This is a genomic window from Leclercia sp. Marseille-Q4284, assembly GCF_916618945.1.
GTDB classification, from domain to species: Bacteria; Pseudomonadota; Gammaproteobacteria; order Enterobacterales; family Enterobacteriaceae; genus Enterobacter; species Enterobacter tamurae.
The window spans coordinates 1,543,172-1,558,597 of record NZ_CAKAKG010000001.1 but is presented as its reverse complement, the minus strand read 5'-3'; the positions used below and the strand labels follow the sequence as shown (position 1 = coordinate 1,558,597).

The 15,426-nt window shown below is 55.8% G+C and carries 21 protein-coding genes; 8 read left to right on the top strand and 13 right to left on the bottom strand.

Annotated elements, in window-relative coordinates; all coding sequences use genetic code 11:
* Positions 1 to 68: 68 nt before the first annotated feature.
* Together LG383_RS07285 and LG383_RS07280 are read right to left on the bottom strand one after the other, a co-directional pair.
* Complete coding sequence (locus LG383_RS07285) at positions 69 to 965, bottom strand: LysR family transcriptional regulator (RefSeq protein ID WP_225759515.1); 897 nt, start codon at positions 963 to 965, stop codon at positions 69 to 71.
* 18 nt (positions 966 to 983) lie between these two features.
* The gene (locus LG383_RS07280) at positions 984 to 1,370 is read right to left on the bottom strand and encodes a helix-turn-helix domain-containing protein (protein WP_225758680.1); all 387 of its coding nucleotides are present in this window, start codon (positions 1,368 to 1,370) and stop codon (positions 984 to 986) included.
* Positions 1,371 to 1,482: 112 nt separating this feature from the next.
* Between LG383_RS07280 and LG383_RS07275 the strand changes: the two genes are divergently transcribed.
* Entirely contained in the window at positions 1,483 to 2,532 is a 1,050-nt protein-coding gene (locus tag LG383_RS07275; protein ID WP_225758679.1) for an NAD(P)-dependent alcohol dehydrogenase, read from the top strand.
* A gap of 28 nt (positions 2,533 to 2,560) precedes the next feature.
* On the opposite strand, the gene LG383_RS07270 is transcribed toward LG383_RS07275, so the two are convergent.
* Positions 2,561 to 3,418: an alpha/beta fold hydrolase gene (locus LG383_RS07270; protein WP_225758678.1), complete on the bottom strand. Its 858-nt coding sequence runs from the start codon at positions 3,416 to 3,418 to the stop codon at positions 2,561 to 2,563.
* Positions 3,419 to 3,542: 124 nt separating this feature from the next.
* Here LG383_RS07270 and LG383_RS07265 point away from each other — a divergent pair, with 124 nt between their 5' ends.
* Complete coding sequence (locus tag LG383_RS07265; protein ID WP_225758677.1) at positions 3,543 to 3,920, top strand: RidA family protein; 378 nt, start codon at positions 3,543 to 3,545, stop codon at positions 3,918 to 3,920.
* Between the two features lie 81 nt (positions 3,921 to 4,001).
* Here the strand turns inward: LG383_RS07265 and LG383_RS07260 are convergent, their stop codons facing one another.
* The 3 genes from LG383_RS07260 to LG383_RS07250 form a co-directional block, all read right to left on the bottom strand.
* Complete coding sequence (locus tag LG383_RS07260) at positions 4,002 to 4,478, bottom strand: SRPBCC family protein (RefSeq protein ID WP_106993037.1); 477 nt, start codon at positions 4,476 to 4,478, stop codon at positions 4,002 to 4,004.
* A 15-nt stretch (positions 4,479 to 4,493) separates the two neighbouring features.
* On the bottom strand, positions 4,494 to 5,213 hold the full coding sequence (locus LG383_RS07255; RefSeq protein WP_225758676.1) for a DUF1571 domain-containing protein: 720 nt from the start codon (positions 5,211 to 5,213) through the stop codon (positions 4,494 to 4,496).
* Positions 5,214 to 5,304: 91 nt separating this feature from the next.
* Entirely contained in the window at positions 5,305 to 5,898 is a 594-nt protein-coding gene (locus tag LG383_RS07250; protein ID WP_225758675.1) for a TetR/AcrR family transcriptional regulator, read from the bottom strand.
* Between the two features lie 73 nt (positions 5,899 to 5,971).
* Here LG383_RS07250 and bdcA point away from each other — a divergent pair, with 73 nt between their 5' ends.
* On the top strand, positions 5,972 to 6,685 hold the full coding sequence (bdcA, locus tag LG383_RS07245) for an SDR family oxidoreductase (RefSeq protein WP_225758674.1): 714 nt from the start codon (positions 5,972 to 5,974) through the stop codon (positions 6,683 to 6,685).
* 10 nt (positions 6,686 to 6,695) lie between these two features.
* Here bdcA and LG383_RS07240 read toward each other — a convergent pair whose 3' ends face one another.
* Together LG383_RS07240 and LG383_RS07235 are read right to left on the bottom strand one after the other, a co-directional pair.
* Positions 6,696 to 7,133 carry a GNAT family N-acetyltransferase gene (locus LG383_RS07240; protein ID WP_225759514.1) on the bottom strand — a complete coding sequence of 146 codons (438 nt, stop codon included), beginning with the start codon at positions 7,131 to 7,133 and terminating at the stop codon, positions 6,696 to 6,698.
* 136 nt (positions 7,134 to 7,269) lie between these two features.
* Entirely contained in the window at positions 7,270 to 8,046 is a 777-nt protein-coding gene (locus tag LG383_RS07235) for an SDR family NAD(P)-dependent oxidoreductase (protein WP_225758673.1), read from the bottom strand.
* Between the two features lie 159 nt (positions 8,047 to 8,205).
* Between LG383_RS07235 and LG383_RS07230 the strand changes: the two genes are divergently transcribed.
* Positions 8,206 to 9,135 carry a LysR substrate-binding domain-containing protein gene (locus LG383_RS07230; RefSeq protein WP_225758672.1) on the top strand — a complete coding sequence of 310 codons (930 nt, stop codon included), beginning with the start codon at positions 8,206 to 8,208 and terminating at the stop codon, positions 9,133 to 9,135.
* A 1-nt stretch (position 9,136) separates the two neighbouring features.
* Here the strand turns inward: LG383_RS07230 and LG383_RS07225 are convergent, their stop codons facing one another.
* Positions 9,137 to 9,628 (bottom strand): GNAT family N-acetyltransferase, encoded by a 492-nt coding sequence (locus tag LG383_RS07225; protein ID WP_225758671.1) that lies wholly within the window; start codon positions 9,626 to 9,628, stop codon positions 9,137 to 9,139.
* 117 nt (positions 9,629 to 9,745) lie between these two features.
* Between LG383_RS07225 and LG383_RS07220 the strand changes: the two genes are divergently transcribed.
* Entirely contained in the window at positions 9,746 to 10,684 is a 939-nt protein-coding gene (locus LG383_RS07220; RefSeq protein WP_225758670.1) for a LysR family transcriptional regulator, read from the top strand.
* Here LG383_RS07220 and LG383_RS07215 read toward each other — a convergent pair.
* From LG383_RS07215 to LG383_RS07200, 4 genes are all read right to left on the bottom strand, one after another.
* Entirely contained in the window at positions 10,681 to 11,100 is a 420-nt protein-coding gene (locus tag LG383_RS07215) for a translesion error-prone DNA polymerase V autoproteolytic subunit (protein WP_106993043.1), read from the bottom strand. The genes LG383_RS07220 and LG383_RS07215 overlap by 4 nt on opposite strands.
* Positions 11,101 to 11,328: 228 nt before the next feature.
* Positions 11,329 to 11,688, bottom strand: coding sequence for a type II toxin-antitoxin system HigA family antitoxin (locus LG383_RS07210; protein WP_106993044.1), 360 nt, complete (start codon positions 11,686 to 11,688; stop codon positions 11,329 to 11,331).
* A 3-nt stretch (positions 11,689 to 11,691) separates the two neighbouring features.
* Entirely contained in the window at positions 11,692 to 11,994 is a 303-nt protein-coding gene (locus LG383_RS07205) for a type II toxin-antitoxin system HigB family toxin (RefSeq protein WP_225758669.1), read from the bottom strand.
* A gap of 282 nt (positions 11,995 to 12,276) precedes the next feature.
* The gene (locus tag LG383_RS07200; RefSeq protein ID WP_225758668.1) at positions 12,277 to 13,161 is read right to left on the bottom strand and encodes a DMT family transporter; all 885 of its coding nucleotides are present in this window, start codon (positions 13,159 to 13,161) and stop codon (positions 12,277 to 12,279) included.
* Between the two features lie 90 nt (positions 13,162 to 13,251).
* Here LG383_RS07200 and LG383_RS07195 point away from each other — a divergent pair, with 90 nt between their 5' ends.
* The 3 genes from LG383_RS07195 to LG383_RS07185 all read left to right on the top strand — a co-directional run bounded on the left by LG383_RS07195 (position 13,252) and on the right by LG383_RS07185 (position 15,411).
* Positions 13,252 to 14,586 carry a PLP-dependent aminotransferase family protein gene (locus LG383_RS07195; RefSeq protein ID WP_225758667.1) on the top strand — a complete coding sequence of 445 codons (1,335 nt, stop codon included), beginning with the start codon at positions 13,252 to 13,254 and terminating at the stop codon, positions 14,584 to 14,586.
* Positions 14,587 to 14,893: 307 nt separating this feature from the next.
* Positions 14,894 to 15,076: a general stress protein gene (locus LG383_RS07190; protein WP_039028538.1), complete on the top strand. Its 183-nt coding sequence runs from the start codon at positions 14,894 to 14,896 to the stop codon at positions 15,074 to 15,076.
* A 116-nt stretch (positions 15,077 to 15,192) separates the two neighbouring features.
* Positions 15,193 to 15,411: a hypothetical protein gene (locus LG383_RS07185; protein WP_146145506.1), complete on the top strand. Its 219-nt coding sequence runs from the start codon at positions 15,193 to 15,195 to the stop codon at positions 15,409 to 15,411.
* Positions 15,412 to 15,426: the final 15 nt, after the last annotated feature.

Sequence of the window (15,426 nt, the reverse complement as noted above, 5' to 3'; positions counted from 1 at the left end):
CCTGTCGCCGTGAGTGGGAAACCGCTCGCGGCTTTTTTTATGGGGGGTATGGTTGCCGGATACGCTTTTCAGGCGTGATGCCCGGAAAGTCTCTCTACCATCCAGTCAATGAAGAGCCGGAGACGCGCATTCAACTGCTTCGTTGGCGGATAAATTATTGATACAGGAAATCGTGTATGGGTCGCGTCTTCAAGAAGGGGAACGAGCTGCCCTGACTGAAGAAAGCTTTTTGCTACAGAAGCGTGTGTTTGCCCTACTCCCATGCCGCGCACAAGCATATTGATCAGCGCAGCACTGTCATTCGTGGCGATATCGAAGTTAAGCACCTGCTTTTCACCGCCCCGGTTCCGGAAACGAAGAGGCCAGGCTTCTCCTGTCGCGGCGCTGAAGTAACCCACCACCCTGTGCCCGTTTTCAAGGTCAGCGACACGCCTGGGTACACCAAACTTTTCAAGATAGTCAGGGCTTGCGCAGGTCACTAAGCGATCTTTATATAAGGTTCGGCCAATCAGAGACGAATCCGCCAGCTCGCCCGCGCGAATAACGCAGTCTACTCCCTCTTCAATAAGGTTTACTGGCCGGTCGCCGATCCCCAGCGCGAGCTGGATATGAGGATGGCGTTCCCGAAACTCGTCGAGAATGGGGAGCAACACAAAGTTGGCGAGTGAAGAGTGAAGATCGATTCGCAGCCTTCCTTTAGCCGCAGCGCCCCTGTCCCGCATGGCAGTTTCAGTCTCATCCAGCCTGGCGACAAGCCTGCTGATTCTCTGGTAATACTCAGCGCCTTCGATCGTTAAGGTAACCGATCGCGTCGTGCGCTGTATCAGCTTGATGCCAAGGTGCGCTTCAAGATCCTTGAGCGCTTTACTGACAGTAGAGCGTGGCAACCCCAGGTGTGCAGCGGCCTTAGTGAATGAGCGCGTTTCAACGATGCGCTGGAATGTGCGAAGCCCACCAGGCGGCAGGCCGCTGTTGCAAAGCAGTCAGCTGGACGTCGCCGCCTGATAACAGGCTTCCATTTCATCCAGCGCGAACTGATTTTCTAACCCCCACTGGTACATTTGCTCAATGGGTTCGGCAAAGGTTCTGCCAAGTGGGGTCAGACGGTAATCGACTTTGGGGGGGATTACGTCATACACATGGCGGGCGATCAACCCTCGCTGCTCCAGCTCTTTCAGCGTCTGGAACAGCATTTTCTTCGAAATCCCCTGCAGGCTGCGCTGTAACTCACCCGTGCGGGCACGTTCATCCGGCCAGTGGTACAGCGCGTGCAGCACCATCGTGCTCCATTTCACAGAAAAGAGATCCATCAGGCGGCGCGGCGGCGAGTCCGCATAGAAAAAGAGTTTACCCTCAACCCAGGCTGGCATTGTTCTTCCCTCTGCTTATGGTCACCAAATGGTAACTACTATCAATATGGAACCCTGTTGACTATAGTCTGCCCCCTTGAGTTAACCAACACCAGCACATTCCTGAGGTAAGATGAAAATCAACGCTTTAGTCGCACATGACGCGGCACAACCTTTAGTATCAGGCCAGGTTTCGCTGCGCGCCTTACAAAAGCAGGATGTCAAAATCGAGATCCTCTATTGCGGCGTGTGCCACTCCGATCTCCATATGGCGCGTAACGAATGGGCGGTAAGTGAGTACCCCCTGGTACCGGGACATGAAATCGTCGGACGCGTGGTGGAGACTGGAGACGAAGCCAGCCATTTTAAACCCGGTGATATCGTCGGTGTGGGGGTAATGGTCGACTCCTGCCGCGAGTGCCATTTCTGCAAACACCACGAAGAGCAGTACTGTGAGGTGGGGTTTACGGCAACCTACAATGGCATTGATAAATATACCGGCGACAGAACCCGGGGCGGCTATGCCCAGAGCATCATTGTCGATCAACATTTTGTTGTTTCTGTACCGCAAAACCTCTCCCTTGCCGGAGTTGCACCGCTGTTATGTGCAGGCGTGACTGTCTGGTCGCCGCTGCGCCATTTCAACGTCAAAGCAGGCGATCGTGTGGGTGTGGTGGGCCTGGGTGGATTAGGCCATATGGCCGTGAAGCTTGCCAGTGCGATGGGGGCGGAAGTGACGCTGTTTACCACCTCCCCCGGGAAGGGCGACGATGCCCGACGTCTGGGGGCAAAACAGGTCGTGGTATCGCGAGATGCCGCGCAAATGGCTGCCTGCCAGACCTCGCTCGATTTTATCATCGACTGCGTAGCGGCCCCGCACGACCTCGACCCTTATCTGGCAACGCTGAAAACCAATGGCCGCCTGGTGTTGGTCGGTATTCCGGACCAGCCACACAACTCCCCGAATATCACCCCCATGGTGTTCCGACGTTTAAGCATCAGCGGGTCGTCGATTGGCAGCATTCAGGAAACCCAGGAGATGTTGAACTTCTGCGGCAAACACAATATTACCGCCGAGGTTGAAACGATCGGCGGCGAGGATATTGAGGCTGCCTTTGCCCGCATGCTGAAAGGGGACGTTAAGTATCGCTTTGTGATTGATATGCAGGCGACACGCTGGTAGCAGAGCAACAGCCCCCTGCCCGCGTCGTTCAATCCGGGCACTGTTTCTCCAGCCATTGACCGACGACGGGCCATAATTTCTCCGCACATCGGGTACGGAAAAAGCCCATATGGCCAATGGCCGGAATACCGAAATCGGCGCGCCGTATCTCGCGGCGTTCTATTTTGGCGTTTCGCACTGGCGCCATCAGCCGCGTAATGGCTTCAGGGTTAGCCCAAGGGTCATCATCAAACCCCATCACCAGCACGGGTAAGGTTATCTCGCTTGCCCGCTGGCGTGCATCCCAGTCTGGATCGTCGTAGAAATAGCCCGGCATTGCGCTCCAGCGCCCCCACTGAAGCATCACTGGCGCCGGCAAATCCTCGCCCAGCCCAAGACGCCTGGCAGGCATGTACCCGAAGAGTCGGCAAAGAACCGGGGCCAGAACGCGCAATAAGCACCAGACTCGCACCTTTTCTGTCGTCTGTTTTATGGTGCTTGTCACCCCGGCATGTGAGGCCACTATCACCGCGGCCTGCAGAGCGTGCGTAGCTGGCGAAAGCAGAACGGCGTGCCCTCCCACACTGTGCCCTACCGCCAGCAGGCTAAGACCGGGGCAGCGCGCTTTAGCCCAGGCGGTGATGCATCCGACGTCCTGCTCGATCCAGTCTGACATTGAGACGCTGTAGCTCCGGACTTTCCCGGATTTTGAAAGGCCCGTGCCACGGTAATCGTACGTGAGGACACTGAATCCCCTGTTAAAAAGGTACTCTGCAAATCCCTTATAAAACGCCTGCACAACCGCCGTTGCGGGGTGAAGGATCACCATCGCTTTGGCATCGCTTCTTTCCCATATCGTGGCCGCCAGAAATCCGCCTTCATTTACGGGTATTATTATTGAATTCATGCGTTGAGCCTTATCTATGTGGTCATACCAGTGGCAACTGAATTCAATCTAGACCTTCCTTTCCAATCTGGCGATTTTTTTCTGCTAAGGTGGTGGCTTGTTCACTTTTAAGAAGGCCTGCCGCATGAGTAATGTAATAAGAAGGAATTATCCTGAATTAGGGGAAGTAAAGGCGCCTTATGTCCATTCAGTAAAGCATGGCAATACGCTTTATATTTCCGGCCTTACTGCCTTTGGCACAGCGGCTCAACATAAAGGTATTGCCGAGCAGGCTGAAGAAATATTCAACCAAATCAGGAAAATCGTCAGTGCAGAAGGCGCTGATTTTTCCGCCCTGATTAAAGTGACTATATTCATCACCTCTTTTGCGGAGATCGACGCGCTACGTAAAGTGTTATACCGAAATTACGGCGATCACCTGCCTGCCAGTTCGCTTGTGGAAGTCAGCCGCCTCTTCTCACCCGACCTCTCAATTGAAATTGAGGCAGTATTCGGCCTGTAATTTATTGCTCATAGTCGGTCGTTTCTGGCGGGCAACTTCGCCCGCCGATGTTTATCCGGAAGGATACGGTTCACTGGTCTTTCACCCGGCATACACTTCAACACGCGTGCCTAATCTCCGGGCCAGCCCGTTAGCGCCGTCGCGCATCACCTGATGGTGGTTCCAGCGAAAAACGGGCCCAGCCAACGGCGCAAGAAGGTTCATCCAGCGGGTGTTGGTGCGAATATCCCAGTCATAGCGGACAATCGTCTCTTGCCCGTGATCGGACAACGACCACACGCCGCGCCCGACTACCTCTCCGCTGGCTTCTCCTTCCAGAAGGGACAGCGGCTGAATAGTTAAGACATGAATATCAAAAGTGATGTGATACGGGAGCGCGCCCTTCCATGTATAGCGATGCAGAGCACCAATCCCCCGCACATCGCCTTTCTTCAACTCGACGATCTGCACCAGGCTTTCCCACCATTCGGGCCACAAATCCGGATGACACAAAATATCCCATACCTCCTGGACAGAAGCCTCAACCCGCCAGATGGTGGAAAACTGATAGTCAGCCATAGCGTTCGTCTCCCGTCAGGGTGCGAAGAAATCAGGAGGGAAACGCACGTTGATCGCCATGGCCTCCATCAGGACGGTTTCCAGTAATTTGCCCGCCAGTCCATAGCTGACCACTTTGATGGGCAATCCGGATTTCTTATCGAACCAAATCTCATAGTGATGAACCGCATCGACAGTCTTACCTTCGGGACCGACCACCGACAAATGCAGCGTCGGTTTCCCGGCGACAATCGCCTCCCCGAGGGTGGTGGTTGTGCCCCCCTGTTGCAGATGCCGAATGTTATTCAGCAACACGCCAAGGTCGGATTGATCCACCCGATGACCATTTTCATCCATTATCAATGAATCCGTGGGCGACAGGTTCAGAACCGGGAACGTCCCTACGCCAAAGGGCCACAGCTTCACCTTGCCATTACCCGGATTATAGATGAGCGCCGCCCCGGCATGCGGAGTGGAAAAATCCATCCGCACATGACCCGGTTTACGGTAGCTATAGCGGATGACTTTGGTTTCATCCTGCGAGGAGACGGAGCGCACCATCACCTGGTAAGACTGGAGTTGGGCAAAACGTTGCAGGGCGCGCGCAACGGGATCGGAGGTTGTGCCGCTTTGCAAAAAGGCTGCGGCCATAACCAGCTTGTCCGCGGCGTGCGCAGGCTCATGAAAGCTTAAGAGCAGCAATGTTGTCAGCATTACTGCCACAGAGAGGAAGCCGCTGATGATGGTCTCCTGCAATAACATGATCGGGAATAAGATCAGTATGTCGGATAACCGTTAAATGTGCCGGGCAGGTCGTTAAACGCGGTTCCCTGCCATCTTCCCCACATCAGCGCGGAAGTAACTGCTTCAGGGCCAGCCCTGCCAGCCGCACGGTTTCCTGAAGACGTTCCAGACTATCCCCCGCCCGTGCTTTCGCAGACAGACCCGACATCAGCGTGCTGATAAAGTCAGTCAGCCGGACGGCGTCCTGCGGGTGCTGTTCGGCGATATAAGCCCGAATACTATTTTCAGCAGCAGTATGCAGATCGCACGCCGCCTCGCGCGCCTCGGGATCGTTGCAATGGGTGCCTTCCAGCACCAGGCACCCGGCGGCGGTTGGATCGGCAACGTAGCGTCTTGCCGCCTCGTTCAGGACATCTATCAAACAGTCAGCCACCGGACGATCGCGACGCAACAGCGCCGTAAAGGGGATCGCGCCGGTATGGTTATAGCGCTCCAGCACACGGGTATAGAGCCCGAATTTACTGCCAAAAGCCGCATAGAAACTGGGCGGATTGATGCCGAACGCTTTTGTCAGGTCTGCAATACTGACCGCGTCATACCCCCGGGAATGAAAGAGATGTTGCGCGGTTTCAATGGCCTGCTCAGGATCAAACCGGCGAGGACGTCCCGGGGTACGGCTATTTTTTGTAGTGACCACTACATTACTCCTTGACGGCACGCGTTGCCGACGAATATTGTAATCATCACTACAATATCATGAGGAACAGATTATGGCTGCATTACAAAAGAGATCGGTACTGGTTTTAGGGGGGAGTCGTGGGATTGGCGCGGCTATCGTACGGCGCTTTGTTTCCGATGGCGCGTCGGTGATCTTCAGCTACGCCGGCTCGCCAGAGGCCGCCGCGCAACTCGCCACTGAAACCGGAAGCGTGGCAGTACAGACCGACAGCGCCGACCGGGAGGCGGTAATAAAGCTGGTGCGTGACAGCGGGCCGCTGGATGTGCTGATCGTTAACGCGGGTATCGCTCTGTTCGGTGATGCCCTGGAGCAGGACAGCGATGCCGTCGATCGTCTGTTCCGTATCAACATCCATGCCCCTTACCATGCTGCGGTCGAGGCGGCCCGGCAGATGCCGGACGGCGGACGGATTATTGTCATCGGTTCCGTGAATGGTGATCGTATGCCCGTCCCGGGAATGGCCTCTTATGCCGTCAGCAAATCCGCCCTGCAGGGGCTGGCGCGTGGCCTGGCACGGGACCTGGGCCCACGTGGGATTACGGTCAACGTCGTACAGCCCGGCCCCATCGACACCGATGCGAATCCGGAGAGCGGCCCGATGAAGGAGCTGATGCACAGCTTTATGGCCATCAAACGACACGGGCGTCCCGAAGAGGTAGCGGGCATGGTCGCCTGGCTGGCAGGCCCGGAGGCGTCGTTTGTGACCGGGGCGATGCACACCATCGACGGCGCGTTTGGGGCATAATCGTCCGTAATCACACAGAAGGAGGGTCAGCAAGAAGCTTGACGAAGCGCTTCCTGACCTCCTTATAGCCATTATTTTCATAAAAATTGTGCGCCCTGACTCTTCTTTCACTGCTTGAAAGCTCAATCTGCGTACAGCCTTTATCCAGGGCGAGCTGCTCAGCGGCGATAAGGAGTTTCTGACCAATGCCTGTTCCTCTTGTAGACTCATTGATCACCAGGGCGGAGATCAATGCCCACAGGCCACTCTCATGCACCGGGGTGATAAAGTTCACCACGATCACACCACATACGCCCTGCTCTGCTTCCGCCACTAACAGGTTGAAGCCGTTATTTGCTTCAGTAATGTGTCGCGTCAGTTTCTCAGGGTCTGTCTGGTAGCCCAACTGCAGAAAAAGCGTTTGCAGAGAGGGGATGTCTTTTAACGCTGCCGCCCTTATTAAAGCCATTGCCATTAACTCCTTACGTTAAGTTCAACGCAAATTTATACCAGCTGTCGGCGTTATTACCGCCCATACTTTATTCATATTCTTCATGTCCTCTGGCTTAACCTGGAAGGCACGCTGGTTGAAATTAAATTCGTTATCAGGCGTTACGACCCGCCATCACCCCACCGTCGATATCCCAGATGGCACCGGTGACCCAGGCCGCTTTGTCCGAGAGCAGGAAGGCCACGGTTTCCGCGATATCTTCCGGCGTACCGACGCGGCCGATCGGATGGAAGCTGTCGAAGCTGTTCATCACCTCTTTGACGTCGTCTTTAGGAATGAAGCCTTCGTAGATTGGGGTATGCACCACCGCCGGCGAGACGGCATTCACGCGGATACCTTTCCCGCCAAGCTCGATCGCCAGGTTTTTGGTCAACGCGTGCAGGCCCGCTTTCGCCATGGAATAGGCGGAAGATGGCGTCGCCCCGATGGCCTGCTGGGCCCACATGGAGCCGATGTTAACGATGGCACCCTTGATCCCGGCGTCAACCATATTGCGCACCACATCGCGGGTAATAAAGAAGGTCGCGCGGTTCAGGCTCATATAGAGATCGTAGTCAGCCATTTCATGGTCGGTGAAGGGTTTCGGGAAGAACACCCCGGCCGCATTCACCAGCAGGCTGATATCTTTATGTTCGGCGTTAATCACCTCAGTGACGTGCTTCATGCCCGCTTCGGTCATCAGATCGGCCAGGATCAGCGATACCTGACCGTCAGCCGCCAGCGCCTGGCGAGCCTGCTCCGCTTTGTCCTGACGGTTGCCCACCAGCACCACGCTGCCGCCCTCTTTCAGAACCTTTTTCGCGGTTTCAAAACCCATACCGCTTGTACCACCGACCACTAACAGTTTTTTACCAGTAAAAGATGCGTTCATCGTTAACCTCTTTGAAATGATGTAATGAATAAGGAACCTGTGGCAGCAGAATGCCAGCGCGCGTCCGGGTTGACGACGCAGAAGAAATTGCGGGACGAGAAAGAAAATCTATCTTACTGGCGTATAATGACCAGGCTTTCACGCTAAGGGGATTTAAGAATGCGATCGCTTAACCGACTGAAATGGCTACACGCCTTCGAGGCCACGGCACGCCATGGCAGCTTTACCGGAGCTGCTCAGGAGCTGGGCGTGACGCCTGCCGCCGTAGGACAGCTTGTCCGCTCCCTTGAAGCCTGGGTCGGGCACCCGCTGCTCAACCGCACCCGCACGGGCAAAGAACGCCTTACCCTGGTGGATGACGCCCGGGAGGCGTTGCAGGACATTACGCAGGGGCTGGATAAGCTGGAAGCCGGGCTCAATAAGCTCCGGGGAGGTCGGGCACGTTCTGTAGTGGTGCTGACCGCATCACAGGTGCTGGTGATGAACTGGCTGATGGATCGTCTCAACCGCTTTGCGGAAAACCATGAAACTATCGATCTGCGGCTTAACGTGACCGAAAAGCTAATGGATGTCGCCCACGGTGAAGCCGATATCGGCATTCGCTGTGGTCAGGGAGACTGGCCCGGCGTGAATAAAACCTGGCTGATGGATGAAGAAGCGGTGCTGGTCTGTAGTCCGCGTCTGGTACCACCCGCGAAAGTTGCCTGCGGCGAGTGGCTCGCCACGCAAAAATTAATCCATGACGACACGCCTCACCCCGGCGCAGAGTTTCCCTCCTGGGAGGCGGTGCTGAGCGCGGTGAAGGCTCCCGAGGTCCGGGAAAGCCGGTTGCACATTAACTCGACCTCCGCCGTGATCTTAGCGGCCCTCAGCGGGCGTGGCGTCGCCATTGTTCGTCGCGCTCTCGTCAGTCAGCTGATTGAAACCGGACAACTCGTCCAGCTACATCCTGACCATCGCTGGCCGCTGAAATGGTCCTATTACGTGGTCACACCCCAGCAGGCAGTGATGCGCCACGAAGTAAAAATATTTCATGACTGGCTGGTGCAGGATGTGATTGCCAGTAGTGGGCAGTCCCGGGCGGTTTAAATCAGAGCGTCATCATCATTTCATGCCACGCCATCCCGCCGTGATCGGACGCCGACGGCTTGATATAGCGGTAGCCAAAATGGGCATACAGATCGACGTGGCGATCTTTGCACATCAGGTGAATTGTCTTTTTGTTCATCGCCTTCAGGCGTGACACGAACTCACGCATCAGCAGCGACGAGTAGCCTTTCCCCTGAAAATCCGGGTGAACCACCACGGACATGATCACTGCGTTTGGCGCATCCGGATCGTGGCCCACTAGCTCTTTAAACTCCTCGTCGGACATCACCACTTCCCATGCACAGCCCGCATTAATGAATCCGATGACATTGCCCTCCAGCGCCATACAGAGGAAGCCTTCCGGATAGCGGTGAATGCGGGTGGCAATTTTTTCGCGCGTTGCCGCTTCATCCCCTTCATAAGAAGTCATTTCAATTTCATAGCAACGATCGACGTCAGCTGGGGTTGCCTGTCGGAATACGGGAGTGGTCATGTTTTTACCTTTTCATTATTTTATGGGCGACAGGTTACTTTGTTCCCGGCATGTTTGCGCTGCATGTTATGCAATAATAAACTGCATAACATGCAGTTAACCGAATTCAGGAAAAACATGTACTCGCCCTTACGTAAGATCGACATGAATCTGCTGCTGGTCTTCGACTCTCTCTACCGTCACGGCAGCGTAACGGATGCCGCCAATGAGCTGGCCCTTAGCCCTTCGGCGCTGAGTCATGCCCTGAATCGCCTGCGGATGGCGCTTGAGGATCAACTGTTCGTGCGTACCGGCGGCCGGATGGTGCCCACCGCCAGAGCGGAGAGTATCGCGGCGAAGGTTTCCGGGGCGTTAGGCAGCCTCTCTTCCTGCCTGCACGAACCCGGGCACTTCGAGGCGGGAAAAAGCCGGGAGACATTCACCTTTGCCGCAACGGACTACACCGCCGCGGTGATCCTGCCCGCGCTGGTGGCGCGCGTAAACCGGCTGGCACCGGGCATCACCATTAAGATTGTCTATTCGCGGGATTTTAATGCCGACGACGATCTGCTGTCGGGTAAGGTCGACTTCGCCCTGGGGTTCGAAGAGGAGCAAAAACACCCCCGGCGCGGCATCGAATCCATGACCTGTTTTACCGATGATTATGTGGTTGCCGTGCGCCATGGTCACCCGGATATTCAGGATTTACTGACGCAGGAGCATTACCTGAGTGCCGGGCATGTGGTGGTGCGGCCGTGGATGGAAACTCGCGGGATGATCGATCGTTATCTGGAAAGTCAGCAGGTCCGCCGTCGGATCGTTGTTGAACTGCCCAGCCTGATGATCGCCCCGCTTATTGTCTCCCGCTCCGATCTGGTGATCACCCTGCCGAAAAGAGGCATAGCGTCGGTCTTTGATATGAAAGATCTGGTGGTTTTTGCTCCCCCCTTCCCGACACCGCAGTACACCCTGAAGGCGTATTACAGCCCTGCGCTGGGTAACTCACCCGGGCATCTGTGGATGAGGGAGCAAATTTTAGCGATATGCGATGGGCAAGAGCCGGTGCATGCAGGCTAATCCGCCGATTTGACGATATAGGTCACCACGCCAAAAATATCGAGCGAATCTTCGCTACTCACGACAATCGGTGAATAGGCGCTGTTCATCGGGTTAAGCTGCACCCGGGGTCTGAGCTGGAGGCGCTTTACCGTAAACTCCCCCTCCACCGCGGCGATCACAATATCTCCGTGCTGCGCCGTTCTGGCGCTGTCGACAATCAGCAGATCGCCGTCGCCAATGCCGGCATCAATCATTGAATCCCCGGCGGCTTTTACGAAATAGGTTGAGCTGGGGTGCTGGATCAGCAATTTGTTCAGGTCGATACGCTGCTCCACGTAGTCCTGTGCCGGACTGGGGAAGCCGCACTGCACGACATCGCTGAAAAGGGGTAGCGCGATCACCTCGCGCAATGCTGCAAGTTGGTAAAACACCATGATTCGTTCCTCGAATACTGTTTTTATATACAGTAGTCGTAGCGAGGAGCGCAGGCAAGTCATGGGGCAGCGGCAGCTGTTTATTGCTTAACCGCTTCGCTTATAAGTGATTAATGTGTCTAACAATATTGATTTTGTAAATATTTCAGGACGTTGCATAGAGGTATCCCCTCACCTGCACGAACGGGACGGCTCCATGCACCTTAGTTTTTTGCTTCTACTGCGCTGTTACACACCCACCAGGCTTTCAAGAGGAATGCCAAGTTGAGCATGCAAACGGCGGATCATCGGTAAAGTGAGAGTCCGCGTTCCGTTCAAAATTTCGTAAACACGATTCGACTTACCGATGGCTGGCTCGAGATCCTTAGCACTCAGACCTTGCTGTTCCATGCGGAACTTAATGGCCTCAACCGGGGAAGGTGGCTCAATCGGATAGTGCTTTTTCTCATAATCTTCGATTAAAAGGCACATCACTTCAAAATAGTCACCTTCTGGTGTATCCAGTGCAGGTTCATTTTCGAACATCGGTTCGACCGCTCGCAGGGCCGCTTCATAGTCTTGTTCAGTTCGGATAGGTTTAATGTTCATCGTTTACTCCAGGTCAATCGTATCCGCGTCTACTGCATCATATTCCTTATGCGTTCCGATAAACTTAACGAAGATCCATCCACGCTGATAGGCAATTGCAACTATTAACCGGTAACTGTTTCCCTTGATATTGAAGATCACTCGCCTGTCTTTAAGAATACTGGCACTGCGGTACTGTACTTTAATTTCTGCTGGGGTTTTCCAGTCAGCTTTTGTAGCCTCATCCACCCAAGCCCTTAGCGGTTGTTCAGCATCGGGGTTCTCCGCCCAGAAATCCCTTAATATTTTCACCGAGATGATCTTCATGCACAAATGATAGTCCCAATATGGGACTTCAGCAATCCTTTAGTCCCATATTGGGATATGAGTAATAAATCATAGCCTTTGACAAATGGCTAATCGACAAGTTACGCCAGGAACGAGAGGAACCACAAAATGACAGCGTCCTTTGCAGGCGCAACAAAAAGATACTGCGGGAAGATCGAGGCGACAAGCCAGGAAAAACATTACCGGAAGGTGTCTCGCAAAACAGCGAGATCGCATGTTCCCGGCCCGTATAGTCCTCAGGGAGAGGGAGCAGCTCTACCTTCAGCGGCCATATTTCCGCGAGGCAATCACACACAAAATCACACCCAGGGTGATAAACATCATCAGCGGGCTAACCCTCTCATGCAGCAGCGTGGCGGACAGCGCCAGCCCGAGAAACGGCTGCAGCAGCTGCAGCTGCCCGACGGCGGCGATCCCGCCCTGGGCCAGCCCTTTGTACCAGAAGATAAACCCGATCAGCATGCTGAACAGCGACACATAACCCAGCGCGGCCCAGGCTGGAATACCGATGTCGCTGAAGGATACAGGCATCATCAGCAGGGAGGCCACCACCATAAACGGCAGCGCCAGGATCAGCGCCCAGCTGATCACCTGCCAGCCGCCACACTCGCGGGTGAGCGCGGCCCCTTCGGCATAGCCCAGGCCGCAGACGATCACCGCCGCAAGCATCAGCAGATCGCCCGTCAGGGAGAGCGATGCGCCTTGCGAAAAGGCAAATCCCATCACCAGCAGGCTGCCCAGCACCGAGAAGATCCAGAAGGCCTGGGCAGGACGCTCCTTGCCACGCAGCACCGCGAAAATGGCGGTCATCAGCGGCAGCAGCCCGAGAAACACAATAGAGTGGGCGGCGGTGACATGCCGCAACGCCAGGGCGGTCAGCAGCGGAAAACCGACTACCACGCCCAGGGAGACCATCATCAGCGGCACAATCCGCGCGGCTGGCGGGCGTTTTTCCCGCCATCCCAGGATCAGGATCAGGATCAGGGCCACCATCCCGGCAAGGGAGGCCCGGGCAAAGGTCAGGAAAAAGGGATCGAAATCCTGCACCGCAACCCGCGTGGCGGGCAAGGAACCGCTGAAAATGACGACGCCCAGCAGGCCGTTGAGCCAGCCTGAAAGCGCGTTTTTATCTACTGCAATATTCATTACCCTTATCTTCCCGATCTTGAGCCTCTGTGGAGCCGATGGTAGTCTCGCCCATTCAATACAATCAAATTATTGTCATGGATACATTTGATGAAAGCGCGCTACAAAGAGATTGTGGATCGCTACGCCGGGATGATTCGCTCGGCGCAGATCCCGGCAGGTACCCGCCTGCCCACCCACCGCACGCTCGCCACCCGGGAACATATCTCCCTCGCCACCGCGACGCGGGTCTACGCCGAGCTGGAGAAGATGGGGCTGGCGAGCGGGGAAACCGGGCGCGGCACCTTCGTCAGGGAGATCCTGTTGCCGTCGGGCCAGGGGATCGATCAGCATGCGGTTGCCAGCGATGTGCTGGATCTGAACTTCAACTATCCCGCCCTGCCGGGCCAGGGGGAACTGCTCCGGGAGGCGCTCCGGCAGGTCGCCGCCGGGGGCGATATTGAAGCGCATCTGCGCTATCAGCCCCATGCCGGGAGGCAGACCGAGCGGGAGATTGTCGCCGCGCACCTCGCGGGGCCACATTTTCAACCCTCGGGGGATAACGTGCTGATCGTGAACGGGGCTCAGCATGGCCTGACCGTCACCGTGATGGGGCTGCTCCGGCCCGGCGACGTGGTGGCGGTAGACGCCCTCACCTACCCGGGCTTTAAGGCCCTGGCGGCGCTCTATCATCTGGAACTGCTCGCCATTCCCTGCACGGAAACCGGCCCGGACCTGACGGCGCTACGCCAGCTTTGTCAGCGGCGTCAGGTGCGGGCGGTTTACACCATGCCCACCCTGCACAACCCGCTGGGCTGGGTGCTGAGCCGGGAGCAGCGCAGGACGCTGGCAGAAATTGCCCGGCAGCACGATCTGCTGATCGTCGAAGACACCGCCTACGGCTGGCTGATCCGCCGCCCGCCGCCCCCTGTCGCCAGCTTCGCCCCCGAACGGACGGTCTACGTCACCGGCTTTTCCAAAAATGTGGCGACCGGTCTGCGGGTCGGGGCGGTGGTCTGTCCGCCGGATCTGCGCCCGGCGCTGGAGAGGGCCATCCGGGCCACCACCTGGAATACCCCCTCGGTCATGACCGCCATGGTCTGTCACTGGATCCAGGACGGCACCGTGGCCCGGTTTGAAACCCTGAAACGACGCGACGCCCGGCAGCGGCAAGCCGTCCTCAACGCGGTGCTGGGGGATCTGCCCTGCATCACCCATCCCGAATCGTATTTTGCGTGGCTGCCCCTCGCGGACGAGGCCCGAGCCGATCGGGTAGTGAAAGCGCTGATGGACAACAACATCTCCGTCTCGACCGCCGAGCCGTTCTCCACCTCCGGCACGGTGCCGCAGGCGATCCGCATCGCCCTGGGATCGGTGACGGTGGATAATTTACGCCAGGCGTTAATGCAGGTCCGCGTGGCGGTGGAGCTGGAGCAGAGCCGTTAGGCCTGCCCCGCTTATTAAGAGTTGTCTTAATTATGTCCATAATGCTTATTTTTCCGGATCTGCATCACAGTAGAAATTAAGGCTGAAATTATTCGGCCCGCATGTAACTTTTGCTAACTTATTTATTAGCGTCGATATATTCTCTCCTGCCCTTGGAAGCACCTAAAATACAGACAGGCCGCGAATAAAATCGCGCCGAATGGCTTATTGAACTTTTTGCCGTTGTGTCTACATTTATTTATGCACACATTTGAAGAGGTTAATTTCCTCTCGGAAAATATTTTCAACGAAACACTGGAGACATGTTATGACTAAACATCGGGGCGGTTCCGGCAATTTCGCAGAAGACCGGGAGCGTGCATCCCAGGCCGGCCGCAAAGGTGGACAGAGCAGCGGCGGGAATTTTAAAAATGACCCGCAGCGCGCATCCGAAGCGGGAAAAAAAGGCGGACAAAATAGCCGGGGCGGTGGTCGTAAACCAGCGGCGTAAGTTTCACAATATATTCTCGGTCTGACCTCTTTTGTCAGACAATATAGTTGAGGCAAACAGAGCGGTATAAATACCGCGCCATTAACAGGCAGTTCGATGAATTATGCGGAGGTTATATGCTGCATTTAAGAAGACGAGTTCGCAATGCCCGTAATAATCATCGCACCAGTGATGATGTTGGCTGGATAATTCCGGGAGACGCTGAGCGTACCCGTTCACCGGATAGCGGTCCGGCACTCCAGCTCAGAAGAGATAATGACGCCAGCAGTGAGATGAAGCTCAGCCAGCGTCAGTCGTATCTGGTCAACGCCATGGCGCGCCGCGACCTGAAGTAAGTATCTGTTAAGTGA